Raw genomic sequence first — 21,022 nt, 5'->3', positions numbered from 1 at the left:
ATGCCAAGTTCAAATATTCCGACCGAAGTCACCAACAGCCTGAAGGGAGTATTTACCAATATCAACACAGACCGTTTGACTGAAGTTCTGGTCGCAGTAGTGCTGTGTTTTATTGGTTTCCTGATCGCGCGCTTTATTTCCAATACCTTTATTCGCACCATTGGCGTACGTTTTAATGCCCATCAGCAACTGGTCTGGCGCCGCGGAATTTTCTATTTTATTTTCCTGCTGTTTGTAATGGCCAGCCTGAAAGAAGCCGGTTTTAAACTCAGTGTCTTCCTTGGGGCTGCCGGGATTCTAACCGTAGCACTGGGTTTTGCCTCACAAACCTCTGCATCCAACCTGATCAGTGGGCTTTTCCTGATTGGTGAGGGTTCCTTTGAAGTTGGCGATACTATCCAGCTGACCTTGATCCGCGGACATACCATTGAAGGCGAAGTGATTTCGATTGACCTGCTTTCAGTCAAACTGCTCACTCAGGATAATATCTATGTGCGTTTGCCGAATGAACAGCTGATTCGGGCACCGGTGCAGAACCTGTCGAAATTCCCGATACGGCGTATTCCGATTACTCTGGCAATCAATTTCCACGAAGACATTATTAAAGTGCGTGAAGTGCTGCTGGACGTTGCCAACAAGTATCCGTTGGTACTGGCCGACCCGAAACCGGCAGTAACCGTTACCGCTTTCCGTGAATCTTCGATTGAGCTGCTCTTTGCGGTGTGGTGCCAGCAGGAAAACTACCTGAAAGTACGTGATGAAATGCAGGAGCGGATTCGAAACGGCTTTGTCGATAACCAGATTGAGATTCCGGTACCAAAAATGGGCTTTGTCGACCATCCACTTTCCCGCTCTCTAGAAAATGAAGAGATCGATCAATATGCCAATGACAAGGCACTAAAGCGCGAGCCAGATTTAAAATAAATTGACTTTAGGTGAGAGCAACATCGAAACCAAAAACCTGCATCAGTGAAGAATGTTCCCTCTCCTTTTTTAAAGGAGAGGGTTAGGGAGAGGATTCAATGCTCCTTCTCCGGCATGGGAGCAATGTAAGCAATCAGCAGCATCACGCCGCCAGCCAGCAAGAATGAAATCACCCGCGTCAAGGTGCCAATATGTGACAGGTCAAATAGTACTAGCTTCAAGGTCACAATCACCAGAATACTACCGCCCAAGATCCACATTGGTTTCAGGTTTTTTAAGGTTGCCGTCCACATGGTGATCCAGGCGAGTAATACCCAGAGTATGGTCAGACTGAGCTGAACCGTAGCATTACTCCATAGTTCCAGATCATTAAATGGCGTCTGCAGGTACACATGTAAAGCTCTTAACACAATATAGCTGGAAAGCCATAACAGGCTCAGCACCATCAAAACTGCCATCATGCCCTTATCACGGCCAACCTTGATTTGTTGCAACAGCATCCAGATAAAACTGGCAAACATGGCAATACTGATCAGGTCAAAAGGATTGAATATCGGCAGCCAGTAATACTGAAATGCTTGCTGGCTAAACAGCTGTGAACATACCAGCCAAGTTGCCATCAGCAATAAACAACTCTTGGTTTGCCAAAGCTGCTGCCAGCCTGATTGTGGAGCCTGACGGTAACACCACAGGCAAAACAATAAAGGCAAGATCACCATACTCAAATAAGGCATATGTGGAATCAAGCATAGACTTGCCAAAGCCAGACTGCTAAAAACACCTAAACTCATCCATTCTTTGGATAGCTGCAAGCCAGCCAGCGGTCTGAGCCATAAAATAGCTAATAGCATCGCCGTAAGAGCAAAAATCCCACGTTCCAGATCACTATTCCAGACAATCACAGCATTTTGACTACGATCCAGCGTCAGAATCACTGCAATGACCATCAAGGGTGAGATACCACTCCACTTCGGCAGTAACCAGGACCATTCCTGATTTTTGCGCAGAATTATTTCATTCAACAGCACATAGCCCAGTGTGATAACAAATAAGCTCAGCACATAGGCATGCTGACTCGAAAATTCATCTTCCAGCAAGGCAAATAGCATTAAACTGGCGGCGACACTTAAACTGCTTAAAAAACTGACACTCAGACTATCCAGTTGCTGCTGGTATTGTTGTTTTAACTGACTGATTACCACGACTGCCACATAACACAGACTCAAAATCCAGAAAATCATCCGCGGTGTTGGGTTGATCTCGACCAGATAATACAGGCTGCTGAATCCGGCCATCAGCAATAATCCCATGCTTAAATAATGCGCCACCCGAATATTTTTTTCCAAGGCCCACAAATAAATTAAGACGCCTTCCACTGCCCAGCCGACCACACTCCATTGCTCTGTCAATAAAATCGGAGGTACCAGTGCCAGGAAAATCAGCATCAAGCTGAGATAACTTTGTGAAATGATCTGAATGGCTTGCTTACGGCGTAGCAGTATCCAGCAAATAGCAAATACTGCGGCAAATAACAAACTTAGACCGGCTTGCCAGAGTTTTTGATCGGGCTGATTAAAATAAATCAGATACAGGAAGATATAAGCAGTGATTGGGGCGGCAAAAATCAAGGCCAAGTCTAGTACCGGTTTTAGCTGAAACCCGGAAAGATCCTGTCGCGCCAGCAACTGGCTAAAACGAAACCCCAACCAGATAAATAGTGCACTATGCGCCAGAATCAGCGCAGTCATGGCATAACGTTCATAGGTATAACCATGAATCAGGCTATACACTCCGCCGACAATGGTCGTGACCAGAAAAGCAATCTGGTTGAGAACTTTCCAGGGGCGAAAGCTGCTCAGCACTGCCACCCCGATATTGATCAGCAGATAATAGCTAATCAGTTCAACAGCAGAAGCATCGCGGGTCGGCAAGGTAAAAGGCGCCAGATAAGCAATGAGCAAAGCCATCAAGGCCAGTTCGATACTTTCCTGTTTCAGACTTAAATACAGCGTCACTGCCAAAATGATAACGAATAGCAAAGCGGCTAGCGGCAACGTTGGAATGACCAGATTGTAATAGGCAAAGAATAAGGTCAGGAACAGTGCTCCTAAACCCAAACCTTCTAAGGCCAAAGCAAAACTGCGGTTTTTCTCAATCAGCCAATAACCCAGACCGGCGACACTCATACTTGCTAGCGCAATTAGTCCCAGTTTCATCGCCAGACTAATTTGCCAGTGTTCCGTCGCGAAGCGTAATAACAGAATAATACCGATGACCAAAATACCAATCGCAACTTTGAGTACCGGATTTCCTTGAAATATCCAGCGCTGAACTTGATCTATGAGATTAGGCGTGGACTGAGAATTTAGGGCCTGTTGAGAAGTCAAAGGGGCAGCATCAGACCAGGTCGCTGGTGTCGAGGGGGATGGATCAGCAGAATGAGATTGCGATTGCAACTGTATCAAGCGTCTTTCCAGACGCTGCAGCCACCTGAGTAAAAAGAACACCCAGGCGGTAATCCCGACTCCCATAAGCCAGTCAAGTTCAGCCAGTCCGCCAACAATGGCAGTGATTGAGGAAATATATAAAGGGACTTTAGAATTATGCTCCAAGGACATCTGCTGCTGTGTGACCAATTGATTCAGCGGTGCTTCTACTGCGCTAACATATTGCATCACGCTAAATATAAAACCCAAACCACACAGATAAGTCACAATCTGATAACCCAGATACCAGGCACTGATCCCGGCAATCAGCAGAGTAATCAGCCAGATCATGCGTAACTCATTCCGTCCTGCAGCCATTCTTATATTTCTCTTTCCTGAATCATTCCATCATACAACAGCTTGTGCTGCTTATTTCATCCTCAGCCGATATTCGCTAAGCTGTAAACTCAGACTCGCCTCAGCGAGCGCAGTAAAAATCACGTACAATAGCGCTGTATTTTGAATAAGGAATTGATTACATGCCACCATTTGTCTTGGTCGATGGCTCTTACTTTTTATTTCGTGCCTTTCACGCACTGCCACCATTAACCACGTCAACCGGTTTACATACCAATGCAATTCGTGGTGCGATTTCCGCTATTCAAAAACTGATGCGTCGTACCCAACCGACCCATATGGCGGTGATTTTCGATACCCCAGAACCCACTTTCCGGCATGAGCTTTCACCAATTTATAAAGGTGACCGCCCCAGCATGCCAACGGAATTATCTGAACAGATTCCTTATCTGCATGCCTTGATCCGTGCCTTGGGTATTCCCTTGCATACCTTGCCGGGTGCCGAAGCCGATGACATTATCGGAACTTTAGCGAAACGTGCTGAAGCAATGGGACATCAGGTGCTGATCTCCACTGGCGATAAAGATATGGCACAACTGGTGACCGAAAAAGTCACCCTGGAAGACAGCTTTAAAGAAAAACCGCTGGATGTCGATGGCGTGTTTGAAAAGTTTGGCGTATGGCCGAATCAGATGATTGATTACCTGACCCTGATGGGTGATGCCTCAGATGGCATTATGGGTGTACCAGGTGTAGGTGCCAAAACTGCAGCAAAACTGCTTAACGAATACGGCTCGATTGGCGGAATTTTAGAAAACGTTGACAAGATCAAAGGTAAAGTTGGTCAAAATATTAAAGATCATGTTGAAGGCATTGTACTAGATCATCAGTTGGCCAGCATTGTCATTGACCTGGATCTTAACTTTGGTTATGACGATTTAAAACTGGGTGAGCCGAATGTCGAAACCTTACGTCATTTGTACACCGAGCTGGAATTCCGTAATCAGCTACAATCCTTAGATCATCCAAACAACCCGAATAATTCAAATTATAAACAGGCGGCAAAGTCGATTACCGCCAAACCGGCAACTATGCCAGAAACTACAGAAGATCATGCTTCTGTGACCAGTAGTGATGATCAGCTAGGGCAAGCGACCTATCATACGGTATTAAGCCAGCAGGACTGGGACAAGCTGTTTGAGCGTTTAAGTACCGAAAAACGTTTTGCCTTTGATACCGAAACGACCAGTCTGGATTATCGTATTGCGCAGATTGTCGGTTTCTCGGTCGCCTTCGATGCTCAGGATGCCTATTATGTTCCTTTGGCACATGATTATGAAGGTGCACCGGAACAGCTGAATCGCGAAGTGATTCTGGCGCAGATCAAACCGATTCTGGAAGATGACAGCGTACAGAAAATTGGTCATCACCTGAAATATGATGCACATGTTCTTGAAAATCATGGCATTCATCTGGCAGGCTGGTATTTTGATACCATGCTGGCGTCATATGTGCTGAATTCTGTGGCCACTCGTCATGGCATGGATGATGTCGCCCGTTTGTATTTAAGCCATCTGACCACAACTTATGAACAGGTTGCCGGTAAAGGTGCCAAACAGAAAACCTTCAACCAGATTCCGCTTGAAACTGCTGCACATTATGCCGCAGAAGATGCCCATGTCACCTATCGCCTGTATGAAGTACTGAGTGCGAAACTACAGGTGCATCCGGAACTGGTCAATATTCTGCATAATATCGAAGTTCCGGTAGCACGGGTGCTGACCGAAATGGAAGAAAATGGCATCGAGCTGGATCTGGCTTTTCTGGACCAGCTTGGGGGTGAGTTTGCCACTACCATGCAAGATCTGGAAAACCAGATTATGGAAATTGCTGGTGAAAGCTTCAATGTCAGTTCGCCTAAACAGGTCGGTGAAGTGCTGTTTGAAAAGCTCGGCTTAAAGGGTGGCAAAAAAACCACTACCGGACAATACAGTACTAGCGAAAGTGTGCTGGAAAAAATTGAACATCCGATTGCCCAGCTCATTCTGGAATATCGTGGCTTGTCCAAGCTAAAAAGCACCTATACCGATGGACTGTGCAAACAGGCCAATCCTGATTCACATCGGGTGCATACCAGCTATCATCAGGCCCTCACCGCGACCGGTCGCTTGTCTTCGACTGATCCAAATTTGCAGAATATTCCAATTCGCGCCGAAATTGGTCGTCAAATCCGCAAGGCCTTTATTGCGCCGAAAGGCCGTGTCTTGCTGGCAGCCGATTACTCACAAATTGAGTTGCGCCTCATGGCCCACCTATCTCAGGATGAAGCCCTGCTGGATGCATTCATTCACGGTCAGGATGTACACCGCCGTACTGCAGCTGAAGTTTTGGGCATTGCCCTGGAAGATGTCACCAATGACCAGCGCCGTCAGGCCAAGGCAGTTAACTTCGGACTACTTTATGGTATGTCTGAGTTTGGTCTGATCCGTCAGCTGGGCTTTACCCGTCAGGAATCACAGGATTACATCAAGCAGTATTTCCACCGCTATCCGGGCATTTATGACTATATGCAACGTACCCGTCAGGTGGCATTAGAACAAGGTTTTGTTGAGACCTTGCTCGGTCGTCGTTTATACACACCAGAAATTGATGCCCGTAATATGATGGTGCGTAAAGCAGCAGAACGTGCTGCGATTAATGCTCCACTACAAGGTTCTGCAGCAGATATCATTAAAATGGCGATGATTGAAGTCGACAAGATGTTACCGAAAGATCAGGCCAAAATGCTGTTGCAAGTCCACGATGAATTGGTCTTTGAAGTGGATGAGGACATTGCAGATGAGCTGGCACCAAAACTGGCTGAAGTGATGCAATCTGTATTACAGATTTCTGTACCTTTGGTGGTGGAAGTCGGTAAAGGTAAAAACTGGGATGAGGCGCATTAATGCGCCTTTAAGCCCCTTCCTCCTTATAGGAGGTGAGGAATATATTCCGCAAGGGGATGGAGGTGATTTTAATTTATATCCCTCTCCCTCACCCTCTCCTTTCAGGAGAGGGAATTTACAAAATAAAAAAGGACGCCTCAGCGTCCTTTTCTTTTTATTCAGATTAAAAACCAGTTAACAATGCAATCGCCACTTGGTTCATAATCATTTCAATCACAATCAATGCCAGAATCGCCAGAATCGGAGAAAGGTCAATCATTCCCATATTTGGCATAATCCGGCGGAAAGGTGCCAGCAATGGCTCGGCAAGTTCTTGAACTACTTCAATATAAGGCGAACGGGATTGGGTAAACATCACCACCCAGCTTAAAATAATGGTAGCGAAAATCAAGTAACGACAGAAACGGATCAAATCCTGCATCATGGTGACAAAGGTCAGAATGAGTAAATGCACAGGACCATTCGGCATGCCACCCGACAGATACATCATGCCGAAAATTTTCAGCAAATACAGCACCACCAATAAAGCCAAAGCAGCAGTATTGACACGACCTTTGGCCAAAGTTGGGAAAATTCGACCAAATACATCTACAATTTTAGTGGCTTTCACGGTAGAAAGAACCACAGGATTGTAAGGACTGACCGCTGCCAGTTGCATTAAAAATCGGAAGAATACGAGCAAAATCGCGACGTTAATGATAATGCCAAAAATTAGCGCAGAATTTGCACCCATACTTGAACGTTCCTAAAAATTAAACTGAAGATTTGCTGCTTTCACTGAGCTCTTGTGCCAGTTCTTGACTGCGTTTTTGTGCAGCGGCAAGCGCCGCCTGAATATTTTGAGAAATCTGGGCGCGATCAAAAACTTCAAGTGCAGCCTGTGTAGTTCCATTTGGAGAGGTCACATTTTTACGTAACTCAGCCGGCGTATTCGAGCTGGTAATCGCCATTTGCGCCGCGCCTAAAGCGGTCTGCAAAGTCAATGCAGTCGCAACTTTTTCATCCAGACCTAAATTCTTACCCGCACGAATCATGCTTTCCATCAGATAGAAAAAGTAAGCAGGCCCCGAACCCGATACTGCAGTGACCGCATCAATTTGTGCTTCTGAGTCGACCCAAATAGTCAGTCCGGTCGATGCCAGAACCTGACTTGCCAGCTCGCGGTCACTATTTTCTACATATTTATGAGCATATAAACCATGTGCTCCGGTCTGTACCAAGGCTGGTGTATTCGGCATGACCCGCACAATACGCTCTGTTCCCAGCAATGCTGATAATGTAGAAATTTCCGCACCGGCAACAATGGAAATAATCAGTTTATCACTGACCAGACCTTTTAAAGGTAGCAGCACTTGAGCCAAAACCTGAGGTTTCACCGCAAATACCACGATATCAGCATCCTGAATTGCAGCACTATTATCCCCGGTCACATTGATTTCTTTTTCTGCGAGCAAGGCACGGACTTTTTCGACCGGATCAGAAACTGTAATACGTGTTGCTGGCAAACCACGCGAAATCAGGCCACCAATTAAGGCTTGGGCCATATTACCGCCACCAATAAAACTGATATTACAATTTAAAGCTGCACTCATGTTCAATGCTCGTCGTTGAGTTCTAAAGTTGAAGAAACCGAAATCGGCAGCCATCCCCCTGCTTCACAATATGCAGATTGGGCCAGCCAAAATCCTTTAGGGGTAAACACGCCTAGCATAACATTATCTGTGCTTAATATTTGAATAGTATGCCGAGTCCAGGGAAATATTTGCGCTTCCTGAATGGCTTTTTTTAGTGGCCAGGCACCGACACGGCCATATAAATGAATTTTTTCGCCGCCCTGACGTTGCTGCAAATGTAAAGGTTGCTGCAATAATGCTGCGGATAAACCTATCTGTGCAGACTGGATGATAAATTTCCCTGACAGAACCTGTACGCTGTCTTTTAAACTCAATTTTAAAATTTTCGGACTAGTTTGAACCTGTTGCTGCTCGGCCAAATAGTTCTCTGCGAGCAAACGGTATAATTGCTGTTGATATCGCACATAGTAAAAGCCTTGCCAATGTAGAGCCGCCTGAGCATCTTGTTTGGCATCAATCACTTCGCGTTGCACACATTCTACCATCGCTAAAGATGGACGATACTGTCCTTTGCCTTTCATCCAGACAGAGAGTAATTGACGTTGTCTGGATTTTGAAAGCTGTAGAAGTTTACTGAGATCGAGCTGCACTTCAGTTCCACAAAACGCTAAATCCTGTTGCAGCACGTCCTGTAAAATATCTTGAGCATCTTGCATCAGCTCACTGGTTCGCACCAGAGCGGCTTGCATTTTAGGATAACGTTCGTTTAATACCGGCCACAGCGTCTGGCGAGCCCAGGCCCGATCATAATGCGTATCGTCATTGGTCGGGTCTTCAATATTCTGAACATTCAGATTCGATGCCCATTGGCAAATTTGCTCACGGGAAATATCCAGCAGTGGCCGCCAAATCGTGAGATTTTCACGTACATCCACCTGTTTCATGGCCGCCAAACCATCCACACCGGCACCAGACAATAGACGCAGCATCAGGGTTTCCGCCTGATCCTGTTGATGATGCGCCAGCACCAGAACTTCATCTGCTTGCAAATGTTGCAAATAGGCCTGATAACGTGAATGACGCGCTTGCTGTTCCAAGTTGCCGCTAGCGACTCGTACGGGCTGGATGATACAGGGAATGTTCAGTTGCTGACATTGATGCGCAACGAACTTGCCCCAATCCACACTGATGGCTTGCAACTGATGATCAACATAGATTGCCCGAACTTTTTCCGGGCATAAAAAAAACATCAGATGTAGAAGCAGCATAGAATCTACGCCGCCACTGCATCCGATGAGAAATTTTGTCGCTGCAGGAAAATCCTGTAGCCGTTTTAAGAAACCAGACCTAAATTGTCGCTGCCAAACTTCATCAAACGCTGGTAACGTGCTTCGCATCGTGCTTGCGCTTCCATTGGTTGCAGTTCATTCAAAGCTTCTTTCAGCACTGCTTTCAAGCTGTTCATGACCTGATCCGGATTTAAATGAGCACCCTCACCTTCATCCACCACATATTCCACAATACCCATTTTCTTCAATTTATCTGCAGTCAATGCCAAGGCTTCACTGGCCTGTTCGGCTTTTTCAGCAGTTTTCCATAAAATGGATGCACAGCCTTCTGGTGAAATGACCGAATAAATACTGTGAGACAGCATGATCACACGGTCTGCCACACCAATACCGAGTGCACCACCTGAACCGCCTTCACCCAGTACCGTTGCAATCACCGGCACTTTCAGGTTGGACAGCTGGGCCAGACTGGTAGCAATCGCTTCTGCCTGGCCACGCTCTTCTGCACCAACACCCGGGTAAGCTCCCATGGTATCAATAAAGGTAAAGACTGGCAGGTTGAACCGTTCAGCCATGTCTAACAGACGCTGTGCCTTACGATAACCTTCCGGGTTACTCATGCCAAAATTATGCTGTAATTTTTCACGGGTACTACGACCACGATGCTGACCGACGATCATCACCGGTTGACCATCAAAACGAGCCAGACCACCGATCATCGCACCATCATCACCATATAGGCGGTCACCATGTAAAGCATCAAATTCAGTGAATATTTCACCCACATAGTCCAGGAATTGTGGACGTTCTGGATGACGCGCAATCTGCACTGTCGCCCATGCTTTTGATGGAGTCGCTTTATTTTTCATAGGTTAACCGTTTTCTTCCCTATAAAGGTATTAATTAACAAACTGTTCGGATTGAATCGAGAGTTCAATATCCCAATTTTTAAATTGCTGCTGTTCATCATGCAGTTCAGCAACCAGCAATGGCCATTGTTTGGCATCACCAGATACGCTGAGCTGCCATTGTTGCGCATTCTTGACCTTGAGTTCAATGGCAGGAAGCATCTCATCGCTACGACTGTGATTGACCAAAACCGACAGACGAAGCAGCAAACATAACCATAAAAGTTTAGATCCACCGACTTTCATCACATCATGCTTGGCATCAACGCGCAATTTACGACGATGATGCGCGACCAAATGTGACAAATGATTTTGATCGACTTGCGAGAAACCGGCAATATCCGAATGTTGCAATAAATAAGCACCATGACGATGATAGCCACTATGACTGATCGCCAAGCCAATCTCATGCAGGTAGGCCGCACGACGTAACAGGTCACTGTCTTCAATACTCAGACCAAGTTCACTTGCCACATCATCAAACAGTTTTTGTGCAGTCTGCACTACACGTTCGGCCTGTTTAGCATCGGCATTATAACGACCAATCAGGGCATGTACGGAACGATCACGGATATCTTCATGCTTGAAACGGCCAAGCAGGTCATACATCACACCCTCACGTAGCGCACCATCGGAATAGACTAGATGATCAATGCCCAACACATCAAAGACGGCATAGAGAATGGCAATTCCGGCTGGCAATACCGCACGGCGGTCATCTTTCAGACCTTCGAACTCCATATCCGAGACATATTTATATTTAAGCAGTTTGTCTTTGAGCTTTTCCAGACCTTCACGCGTCAACTGTTCGCGATCATTGCTCCAGCCCATATTGATGCAAATCTGGCGGCAGGCTTTAATAGTACCACTCGATCCGACGACAGCATCCCAACCGGCAGATTTATAGGTATTGGCAATTCCGGAGATTTCTTTACGCGCCGCAGTGACCGCTTTATCAAAAGCTTTGGCACTGATTTCACCCTCCTGAAAATAAGCCTTGGTAAAGGCGACACAGCCCATTTGTACAGATTCAGTATGGATCGGCTCGAACTCTTCACCAATAATCAGCTCAGTCGAACCGCCACCGATGTCAACCACCAGACGACGGCCACTATTGGCCATGGTATGCGATACACCCAGATAAATCAGGCGGGCTTCTTCACGACCCGCAATAATTTCAATCGGTTTCGGTAAAATTTCTGCGGCTTTCTGGATAAACTCCTGGCCATTTTTAGCCTGACGCAACGCATTCGTCGCCACAATCCGTAAGCGGTTTGGCTGAACTGCACCTAAACGTCCGACAAAACGTGCCAGACAGGCCAAACCACGCTGCTGTGCAGCTTCGGTTAAATTTTTATTCTCGTCTAGTCCTGCGGCAAGCTGAACTTTTTCTGACATTGATGCCACTTTTTTAACTTCGCCATGATCTACACGAGCGATGGCCAAATGAAAGCTATTTGATCCCATATCGATGGCGGCAAGTAATTCTTCATCAATCAAAAAGTCAGACATTCCAGAAATAAACCTTTAACGAATTGTGCTTAGAGTAATTCACATGCATGCAATTTAAAAGCCATTTGTAACGACAATTTGATGCCTTATTCTTTTTTATATCGGGAACAATCGGGAACAATAGTAAGACACGATCATCACTATCGTGATCATCCATTAGACAAGATAACATTAAGCATGGAAAATTTACAGATTCCCCTACATTGTTAAAGATGGCTATGTAATACTAATAATTAGTTATCTTTAAAATATTAATCTGGAGCACATTCCATGTCTGGCAACATCGTAAACACTACTGACGCAAACTTCGAAGCAGACGTTCTTCAATCAGACGTTCCTGTACTGGTCGACTTCTGGGCGGGCTGGTGTGCACCATGTAAAGCAATTGCACCCGTACTAGAAGTGCTTGCTGATGAATACCAGGGCAAAGTAAAAATCGTGAAAGTTGACGTAACTTCTTGCGAGCAAACTGCCGTGAACTTCAACATCCGTAACATCCCGGCTTTGTTGATGTTTAAAAATGGTGAAGTTGTTGCGACTCAAGTCGGTGCTGCACCAAAGTCTAAACTGACTGCGTTTATTGATGACAATATCTAAGCTCAGCATTTTTAGTAAAAAATACGCGACCAACGGTTGCGTATTTTTTTCGACTATAAATTGACAAAGCCGACATTTTCTCTTATATTTGCTACTCAAGAGATAAAGGATCCTAAATCCTGTCAATTTCTTACAAGACACATTACATAAGATGCCGCTCGGCAATAGAAATTGTTTTTCACATTTTTCTTTGAAACACTCAAACAGATCTCTGAATTGTTCTTTTGCAAATTCAATTGCTTTCGTTTGAATGCTTGTATGCGGCCGAATGTTACTCCCTTTCTAACCTGTACCTCAGAACTTTGATTCTATCTGACCTCCTATGAATTTAACCGAACTCAAGAAAAAACCGATTGGCGAACTCATCAAGATTGCCGAGTTTATGGGCCTTGAAGGTATGGCTCGTAACCGTAAGCAAGACATTATTTTTGCCATATTAAAACGTCATGCAATGAATGGCGAAGAGATTTTTGGTGATGGCGTTCTAGAAATCCTGTCAGATGGTTTTGGCTTTTTACGCTCAGCCGCAGGTTCTTATTTAGCAGGCCCTGACGATATCTATGTCAGCCCTTCTCAAATTCGTCGTTTTAACCTACGTACTGGCGACACCATTACCGGCACCATTCGTCCACCAAAAGAAGGCGAGCGTTATTTTGCCTTACTTAAAGTCAACCAAATTAACTACGATACGCCTGAAAACTCACGTAACAAAATCTTGTTCGAAAACCTGACCCCATTGTTCCCGACTGAACAGTTCATCCTGGAACTGGGTAATGGTACCACTGAAGATTTGACCACACGTGTTATTGATTTAGTGGCACCGATTGGTAAAGGCCAGCGTTCTATCATTGTTGCTCCGCCAAAAGCGGGTAAAACCATGTTGCTGCAAAGCATTGCGCAATCTATCGTTCGTAATAATCCTGAAGCTATTCTGATCGTTCTTCTTATTGATGAACGTCCAGAGGAAGTGACTGAGATGGAACGTACGGTTCGTGGTGAAGTGGTCGCATCAACCTTTGATGAATCGCCTGCACGGCATGTCCAAGTAGCCGAAATGGTCATTGAAAAAGCAAAACGTCTGGTTGAACACAAAAAGGACGTTGTAATTCTGCTTGACTCGATTACCCGTTTGGCACGTGCTTATAACACCGTGATTCCTTCATCTGGCAAGGTACTGACGGGTGGTTTAGATGCGCATGCTTTAGAGCGTCCAAAACGTTTCTTCGGTGCTGCACGTAATATTGAAGAAGGTGGTTCATTGACGATCATTTCTACTGCACTGATTGATACCGGCAGTAAAATGGATGAAGTGATTTACGAAGAATTCAAAGGTACAGGTAACCAGGAAATTACCCTTGATCGCCGTATTGCTGAAAAACGTGTCTTCCCTGCAATGAACATCAAGAAATCTGGTACTCGCCGTGAAGAACGCCTGATGTCAGAAGATAATCTGCGTAAGGTCTGGATTCTGCGTAAGCTACTGCATACTCAAGATGAATTGGCGGCAATGGAATTCTTACTGGATCGCATGAAAGAAACCAAAACCAATGATGATTTCTTTGATCAGATGAAACGTAAAGCTTCAAATTAAAACTTCAATTGAAAGGTCACCTAAGCGGTGGCCTTTTTTTAGTTGACATAAATTACACAATGAAACAATCAAGCCTGTTTTATGTAAACTTATTTTTAAGTTTTTGATTAATAAAATAATCAGATTAAAAATTGTATAACTTTTAAAAACTTACCAAGCCTTTCTCCAATCTAAATGTTTCAATCCATTGTTATTTTCTGTTAAAAACTTCTTATTTTTTAACATTTTTCAGTACTTTTTTGAGTCTTGCTAGTAGCAATTAAAAAGGCGCAGTGATAGCATATTTGCAGACCAGTTAGACTGCTCCTGCGTTGTTAGTCCCTGACACAATTAGGAACAATAAAAGCACTTAACAGACTAACTTAGGTTTTTTTTAATCTCAATTTTTAGAGAGTGATGCCATGTTATTCAAAAAAATCGCTATTGCTGCTGCAGTTGCTACTACTCTAGCTTTCGTTGGTTGTGCTAAAAAAGCTGACGACGCTGCTGCTGACGCTAACCAAGCTGCTTCTGAAGCTGTAGAAGCTGCTTCTGAAGCTGAAGCTGCTGCTGACGCTGCTGCTGTAGAAGCTACTTCTGAAGTTGCTGCTTCTGAAGTTGCTGCTTCTAATGCTGCTGTTGCTGAAGCTGATGCTGCTGCTGCTGTTGCAGTTGACGCTGCTGCTAACGCTACTGCTGCTTCTGAAGCTACTGCTCAATAATCTTTTAGATTATTTAGTACAAAAAAAGAGAGCCATTGGCTCTCTTTTTTTATTTTAAATATTAAAATATTTAAAATATTGGAATTTTAACAAGCAGATCAGTTGACCTGCTCATTCCCCACACGTTGACGGAACTTCTGTCCCGCGCGGAAAGTTACCACACGACGTGCAGAAATCGGAATTTCTTCACCCGTTTTAGGATTACGGCCTGGACGTTGACGCTTATCACGCAACTCGAAGTTACCAAACCCCGAAAGTTTTACTTGTTCGCCTGAGATTAGCGCCTGGCTAATCTCATCGAAAAACAACTCGACCATTTGTTTTGCTTCACGACGGTTTAAACTCGTGAGCTCACTTAAATGATCAGCCATTTCTGCTTTAGTTAGTGCTGTCATGAAGCCCTCAATGTCGCTTGGTAAGTGTTTTCCAACACTTGAAGGATATTATCCATACCTGATTTAATTTCAGCATCTTCCAGTGTACGGCTTGGATGCTGCCAGAGAAGTGCAAATGCCAGTGAGCGTTTCCCTTCTTCTACTCCTTGTCCAGTGTACACATCGAACAACCAAGTTGAGTCTAAAAGCTCTCCGCCAGTTTTTTCGATAAGTCCCTGAATTTCGCTAACATTAATCTTATCACTAATTAAAAGCGCAATATCACGTCGAACCGATGGAAAACGTGATAATTCTGTAAAATTAGATACATAAGTTTGCAAAACAGCCGATTGATCTAATTCTGCTACCCATGTAATTGTCAGATCAAGTTCGTCTTCAAGTGAAGGATGTAAGCGCCCCAAGTAACCAATTGATTGACCATTCACGAGAATTTCTGCGGACTGCCCTGGATGCAACCAGCTACGTTCTGAACGCACATATTCCACTTTGACACGACCAGCGGCCAGAATTTCCTCTACATCGCCCTTAAAGTCAAAGAAGTCCATTGCAGCGGGTTTCGCATGCCAAGATTCAGCGTGACGTGATCCTGTGGCAATCAGTGCAAAGGTTGGAATCTGTTTTAAATCATGGATGCTGCGAGCTTCTTGATAGTCAAAACGCAGACCCAGCTCAAAGAAGCGTACACGGCTTTGCTGACGGTTGACATTGTACTGCACACAAGGAATCAGGCTAGACAGCAAGGTTGAACGCATCACTGCCAAATCACTTGAAATTGGATTGGCTAATGCTAATGGATTCACATTGGAATTAAGCTGCTTTTCAAGTTTCAGGTCTGCGAAGCTGAAGCTGATCGCCTCTTGGTAACCTAAAGTTACCGCAGTTTGACGTAATTGCCCCAATTCGAATTGATCTTGGTATTTCGCCAGCTTTACATCAATCACAGGCAAGCTGATCTGAATATTATCATAGCCGTGAATACGCGCGACTTCTTCAATCAGATCCTGGTAGATCACCATATCATAACGATGTGACGGTGGTACCACTGACCATTCGCCTTCTGCTTTAACAGTCACGTCACAACCCAGACGGGTTAAGGAATCGGTAATAAAAGCTGAGTCAACGCTATAGCCTAGCAGTTGATCGACTTGAATTTGATCTAGTTCAATTGCGTCACGTGTTGGTAGTAGCGCTGCATTTTCAGCAACCGTAATTGGTCCGAATTCACCGCCCGCAAGCTCTGCAATCAATTGTGATGCGCGGTGCATGGCGATCAATGGTAATTCAAAATCAACGCCACGTTCATAACGCTGAGAAGCATCCGTGTGTAAACCAAAGCTACGTGCACGACCGGCAATATGTAGGGGTGCGAAGAATGCTGATTCCAGGAAAATTTCAGTGGTTGCATCGCTGACTGCTGAAGACAAACTACCCATAATACCCGCAATGGCCAATGCTTTTTCATCATCTGCAATGACCATCACATTATCTTGCAGCTCAACTTCTTGCTCGTTTAAAAGCACCAGTTTTTCACCCGCAATGGCTTGACGAACATGCACAGAACCTTGCACCTTACCAGCATCAAATGCATGCAGTGGTTGACCCAGTTCCATCAAGACATAGTTGGTAATATCGACCAGAATACTGTGCTGACGGATGCCTGAGCGTGCTAGCGCGCGTTCCATCCATACCGGAGTCGCGGCCTTGGTATTCACATTCTTGATGACACGACCCAGGTAACGTGGACATCCTTCAGTGGTAACTACAACTTGTTTTTCAACAGCAATCGTTGCTGCCACTTCTTTAATTTCAGGCGCAGTCACCGGAAGCTGGTTAATCACACCAATCTCACGCGCGATCCCGCGAACACTGAAACAGTCACCACGGTTCGGTGTAATGCTGATGTCAATCACATTGTCATCAAGATCCAGATATTCACGAATATTCATCCCGACTGGTGCATCTGCAGGAAGCTCTAACAGACCGTCGATTTTATCCTCTAAATCGATTTCTGAAGCGCCGCAAAGCATACCTTGTGATTCGACACCACGTAGCTTGCCTTTCTTGATTTTGAAATCACCCGGCAATACTGCGCCGATGGTCGCAACAGGTGCTTTCATGCCGACACGTACGTTTGGCGCACCACATACAATTTGCAGGGGCTCACCTGAACCGATATCAACAGTGGTCACACGTAAACGGTCTGCATCAGGATGTTGCTCAACAGTCAGCACTTCACCCACGACAACACCGGTAAATGCTTTTGCTGCAGGAGATAAGTCATCGACTTCTAGACCCAACATGGTCAGTTGATCAGAAAGTTTTTCGCTATCGATGGCAGGGTTGACCCATGTGCGTAACCAATTTTCGCTAATTTTCATACATTCATTTCCTGAATCTCCCCCAACCCCTCTTTATAAAAGAGGGAAATACCCACACGTTTATTTGTTTCGGGTAAGTCCCCCTTTTGCAAAGGGGGATTTAGGGGGATTTTAAAAATCTAAAAATAATCGATTTTCCCCTAACCTAAGTTTAGGGAGAGGGTTTATAAAAAAGTTTTAAGCAAACTGGCGTAAGAAACGCACATCATTTTGGAAGAACATACGTAAGTCGTTCACACCGTAACGAAGCATCGCAAAACGTTCAACACCTAGACCAAAAGCAAAGCCTTTGTATTTTTCAGGATCAATGCCCGCAGCCTGCAGCACATTTGGATGCACCATACCGCAACCTAACACTTCTAACCAGCGACCACGGTCATCCATAATATCCACTTCTGCACTTGGCTCTGTGAATGGGAAATATGAGGGACGGAAGCGTACTTTCAAATCTTTTTCGAAGAATTCGTTCAGCAGGTTAATCAATAAACCTTTCAGTTCTGCGAAGCTGGTATTTTCAGCCACGTATAAACCTTCAATCTGATGGAACATCGGCGAATGGGTCTGATCCGAATCACAACGGTAAACCCGGCCTGGACACACAATCTGAATCGGCGGCTGTTGCGTTTCCATAGTACGAATCTGTACACCAGACGTATGCGTACGCAGCAAATGGTTTACATCAAAATAGAAAGTATCGTGCATGGCACGTGCCGGGTGATGACCCGGAATGTTCAGTGCTTCAAAGTTGTGATAATCATCTTCAACTTCAGGACCTGTTGCAACCGTAAAACCTGCCTTGGTAAAGAACTGGCAAATACGCTCTTGCACCTGGGTCACTGGATGGATACTGCCCACCTGTTGGCCACGGCCTGGCAAAGTAATATCAATGGTTTCACTTGCCAGTTTTTGTTCTAAGGCAGCTTTATGCAGTTCTGCCTGACGTGAGGTCAATGCAGCGGTAATAGCTTCACGTACAGCATGGATTTGTGCGCCGAAGACTTTACGTTCTTCAGGCTCCATTTTACCAAGCGACTTAGATTGTTCCGCGAGCTGGCTTTTTTTCCCCGTAAATTGCACTCGTACTTGATCAAGTGCAGCAAGGTCTTGAGCTGCTGCAATCGCAGCGAGCGCTTCAGTGGTCAGGGCTTCCAGTGACATAGTAACTCTCAAAGCAACAGGTTAAAAAATATTTTAAAAACCCCACATTCTAACAGTTTTTAGACACTTTGATGAAGATACGTTTTAAGGAAAATTAGATTGGCATGATTAAATATAAAAAGTATAAGATAAACACAATATCAATCAGATCAAATCACTATGGCACTCGATCAAATTTGGAAACAGCAGCTGACCCTCGTCACTTATGGCAATGAGTATTTGACTCAGAACCTGAGTTTCACTCGTTGGATTCAGCATTCCATTTTTAATCAGCATCAGTTTGCTTTTCGGGATCTGATGTCACAACATCTGCTGGCCCAGCATTTTCAGATCTGGCTGGAAGGCCTGAAAAAGCAAGGTGTACGCCGACTGAGCTTGCATCGCTCTGATTTACTGGTTGATGAAAAAAACCCGAATGCCAATGTCGAACTATTGCCACTGGCGCATTTTATTGTCAGTCATGGACCCAAAACTAAAACTGCCTGGATCATCGGCAAAGAGTTGCCTGAATGGTACAGCGCAGACCATGATTACGAAGCACCTAAATCACAACAGTCCCCTTTACGTCATGAAACATTCTGGTGTTATGAGTTAAATCCCAAACTGGCCAAGCGCATCGATGTAGATCTGGAAGCACCGAACTGGGATGACATTCAGGCCTATACCGATCATGAATTATTTGAAAACAGCCTTGCTCAAGATTTTACTGAACCTGCTTATACCAGTCTGCCTTATTATGGCACCATGCCTGCCATTCAGGCCGACAGCGAAAGTCATTTAGCCTTGATTCCAACTGACTATTCAGCGGATTATGCTCACCAGACCTTATACCGCCTAGATGCCTTAAACGACTTTATTCAAGCTAAAATTCAGCACCCCTATCATGCAAATGGTGAAGTACTTAGCCCCGAGCAGCAATTAAATCTGCGTCATTTTTCGCAAAAAATTGATGATTTAAGTGCTAAATTCATCAGCAAAGTCGCCAACCACTATAAGACTGCACAGCTAACGCCTAAAGTTGCACCTGACCCATTTGTCGGTATGAGTACCGAAGATCGTTCACCAAAAATTTCTAAAGCAGAAAAACCTCAAGATCCGGGTAAAGCCAGTTCTTCTGCAAATGTACTGACCTTAATTGTGATTACCGTGATTATCTGTCTGATTGGCTACTATTTCGGTCTTTAACATTTTGCCAAAAAAGCTTGAACTTCCTGGGCAGAACCCAGCCGAATCCAGGGGATATTTGACACTCAGGAACACAAATCAACTTGGAATAATGCTGACGATTTTTGCGATAGGTTTTGATCATCCAACCTATTGTGGAATTAAGGCCAAACATCTGCCTGAAACTTTCAGTATTGTCTGAATGAGGCCAAAGCTGTTATTTGCTGATCGCTGAATGAAATGCTCTTTTGATTGACCGGTGAAGATATTGAGATAAAAGGATAAATCAGCCATACAGTGCAAAGGCTGATTCATTTTCCATCGTCTTTTTCCAGGTTTTAGATTTTTCTACGTTGAGCCAGCTTGGCCAGAGTATTCAAAAATTAAATGTCCCACTGATAATATAAATCTTTAAGATTCTCGCCCAGATCATCTGCACATTCCTCCCTAATGAAATACGCACCCATTTTTTCATAAAAATAACGACTGGAATTCAGATTGAGTACAATACATTGCATATGGTTATATTGCTTTTCACGGCTTGACTCCAACCCCAATTGAACCAAATCACGCCCAATACCGCGACCTTGAATATTCTGAAGCAAATAAAGTGCTCTCAATTCACTGATTTGTGCATCTACCGGAAAATTGAAAGCAGCAAAGCCCAACACCTGAGCATTTTCTTCATAGACAAATACCTGTCGATTTGCCCCTTCAAGAACAGCACGCCACAAGGCGGCTCTTTGTTCTACACACAATGCATCTAAAATTTCTTGTTTAATGATGTTTTTATAGCTTTCACGCCAGCTTTGCACATGTACAGTCGCAATAGGCATGACATCCTGCTGAGTGGCAAGTCGAATCATTATTTTTAAGCCTTGGTTTTTTGATTATTTAATTTAAGAATGACTAAAAATGCTAAAATTTACAAGAATGATTTTTAAACAATATTTGAAATAAATGCTTTTATTTAAGCACTTAGATTAGCATTTGAAGTGCAACACCATGTTGTTGCCATAATACCTGACTCGGACTTTTAAAGCCGAGTCTTTTTCTTGGACGATGATTTATACGGTCAGTGATTTCTGAAATGTATTCATCCG

The 21,022-nt window shown here is 44.5% G+C and carries 16 protein-coding genes; 6 read left to right on the top strand and 10 right to left on the bottom strand.

Annotated features, from left to right (window positions below; translation table 11 throughout):
- Positions 1 to 924, top strand: a complete 924-nt coding sequence (locus KUG37_RS12610; RefSeq protein WP_216940498.1) for a mechanosensitive ion channel family protein — start codon at positions 1 to 3, stop codon at positions 922 to 924.
- Between the two features lie 95 nt (positions 925 to 1,019).
- Here KUG37_RS12610 and KUG37_RS12605 read toward each other — a convergent pair whose 3' ends face one another.
- Complete coding sequence (locus KUG37_RS12605; protein ID WP_216940496.1) at positions 1,020 to 3,728, bottom strand: DUF2339 domain-containing protein; 2,709 nt, start codon at positions 3,726 to 3,728, stop codon at positions 1,020 to 1,022.
- A gap of 161 nt (positions 3,729 to 3,889) precedes the next feature.
- On the opposite strand from KUG37_RS12605, the gene polA reads away from it, so the two are divergent.
- Positions 3,890 to 6,652, top strand: a complete 2,763-nt coding sequence (gene polA / locus KUG37_RS12600) for a DNA polymerase I (RefSeq protein WP_216937487.1) — start codon at positions 3,890 to 3,892, stop codon at positions 6,650 to 6,652.
- Positions 6,653 to 6,815: 163 nt separating this feature from the next.
- Here polA and KUG37_RS12595 read toward each other — a convergent pair whose 3' ends face one another.
- Genes KUG37_RS12595 through ppx form a run of 5 tightly spaced genes read right to left on the bottom strand, consistent with a single transcriptional unit; the run spans position 6,816 to position 11,935 of the window.
- Positions 6,816 to 7,385, bottom strand: a complete 570-nt coding sequence (locus KUG37_RS12595) for a YggT family protein (protein ID WP_216937485.1) — start codon at positions 7,383 to 7,385, stop codon at positions 6,816 to 6,818.
- 19 nt (positions 7,386 to 7,404) lie between these two features.
- Complete coding sequence (gene proC / locus KUG37_RS12590) at positions 7,405 to 8,250, bottom strand: pyrroline-5-carboxylate reductase (protein ID WP_216937493.1); 846 nt, start codon at positions 8,248 to 8,250, stop codon at positions 7,405 to 7,407.
- Positions 8,247 to 9,623: a tRNA lysidine(34) synthetase TilS gene (gene tilS / locus KUG37_RS12585; protein WP_216940494.1), complete on the bottom strand. Its 1,377-nt coding sequence runs from the start codon at positions 9,621 to 9,623 to the stop codon at positions 8,247 to 8,249. Before tilS ends, proC begins: the two co-directional genes overlap by 4 nt.
- Entirely contained in the window at positions 9,560 to 10,384 is an 825-nt protein-coding gene (locus KUG37_RS12580; protein ID WP_216937481.1) for an acetyl-CoA carboxylase carboxyltransferase subunit alpha, read from the bottom strand. The genes tilS and KUG37_RS12580 overlap by 64 nt, the downstream gene beginning before the upstream one ends.
- Positions 10,385 to 10,414: 30 nt before the next feature.
- The gene (gene ppx / locus KUG37_RS12575; RefSeq protein ID WP_216937472.1) at positions 10,415 to 11,935 is read right to left on the bottom strand and encodes an exopolyphosphatase; all 1,521 of its coding nucleotides are present in this window, start codon (positions 11,933 to 11,935) and stop codon (positions 10,415 to 10,417) included.
- 270 nt (positions 11,936 to 12,205) lie between these two features.
- Here ppx and trxA point away from each other — a divergent pair, with 270 nt between their 5' ends.
- From trxA to KUG37_RS12560, 3 genes are all read left to right on the top strand, one after another.
- Positions 12,206 to 12,532, top strand: a complete 327-nt coding sequence (gene trxA / locus KUG37_RS12570) for a thioredoxin (protein ID WP_004278266.1) — start codon at positions 12,206 to 12,208, stop codon at positions 12,530 to 12,532.
- A 322-nt stretch (positions 12,533 to 12,854) separates the two neighbouring features.
- Positions 12,855 to 14,123, top strand: a complete 1,269-nt coding sequence (rho, locus tag KUG37_RS12565) for a transcription termination factor Rho (protein ID WP_216937470.1) — start codon at positions 12,855 to 12,857, stop codon at positions 14,121 to 14,123.
- A gap of 401 nt (positions 14,124 to 14,524) precedes the next feature.
- A complete protein-coding gene (locus tag KUG37_RS12560; RefSeq protein ID WP_216937468.1) occupies positions 14,525 to 14,824 on the top strand; it encodes a hypothetical protein in 300 nt (99 codons plus the stop codon).
- A gap of 98 nt (positions 14,825 to 14,922) precedes the next feature.
- On the opposite strand, the gene KUG37_RS12555 is transcribed toward KUG37_RS12560, so the two are convergent.
- From KUG37_RS12555 to pheS, 3 genes are all read right to left on the bottom strand, one after another.
- A complete protein-coding gene (locus KUG37_RS12555; RefSeq protein WP_004278269.1) occupies positions 14,923 to 15,219 on the bottom strand; it encodes an integration host factor subunit alpha in 297 nt (98 codons plus the stop codon).
- Positions 15,216 to 17,597, bottom strand: a complete 2,382-nt coding sequence (gene pheT, locus KUG37_RS12550; RefSeq protein ID WP_216937467.1) for a phenylalanine--tRNA ligase subunit beta — start codon at positions 17,595 to 17,597, stop codon at positions 15,216 to 15,218. The genes KUG37_RS12555 and pheT overlap by 4 nt, the downstream gene beginning before the upstream one ends.
- Before the next feature lie 177 nt (positions 17,598 to 17,774).
- A complete protein-coding gene (gene pheS / locus KUG37_RS12545) occupies positions 17,775 to 18,755 on the bottom strand; it encodes a phenylalanine--tRNA ligase subunit alpha (RefSeq protein WP_216937464.1) in 981 nt (326 codons plus the stop codon).
- Positions 18,756 to 18,914: 159 nt separating this feature from the next.
- Between pheS and KUG37_RS12540 the strand changes: the two genes are divergently transcribed.
- Entirely contained in the window at positions 18,915 to 19,940 is a 1,026-nt protein-coding gene (locus tag KUG37_RS12540) for a hypothetical protein (RefSeq protein ID WP_216937454.1), read from the top strand.
- A 362-nt stretch (positions 19,941 to 20,302) separates the two neighbouring features.
- Here the strand turns inward: KUG37_RS12540 and KUG37_RS12535 are convergent, their stop codons facing one another.
- Positions 20,303 to 20,785 carry a GNAT family N-acetyltransferase gene (locus tag KUG37_RS12535; protein ID WP_216937452.1) on the bottom strand — a complete coding sequence of 161 codons (483 nt, stop codon included), beginning with the start codon at positions 20,783 to 20,785 and terminating at the stop codon, positions 20,303 to 20,305.
- Positions 20,786 to 21,022 lie beyond the last annotated feature (237 nt).

The organism is Acinetobacter sp. BY419, assembly GCF_019038395.1.
GTDB lineage: Bacteria > Pseudomonadota > Gammaproteobacteria > Pseudomonadales > Moraxellaceae > Acinetobacter.
Note: the sequence above shows the minus strand (reverse complement) of the source record. Positions and strands in the feature narration are given on the sequence as shown.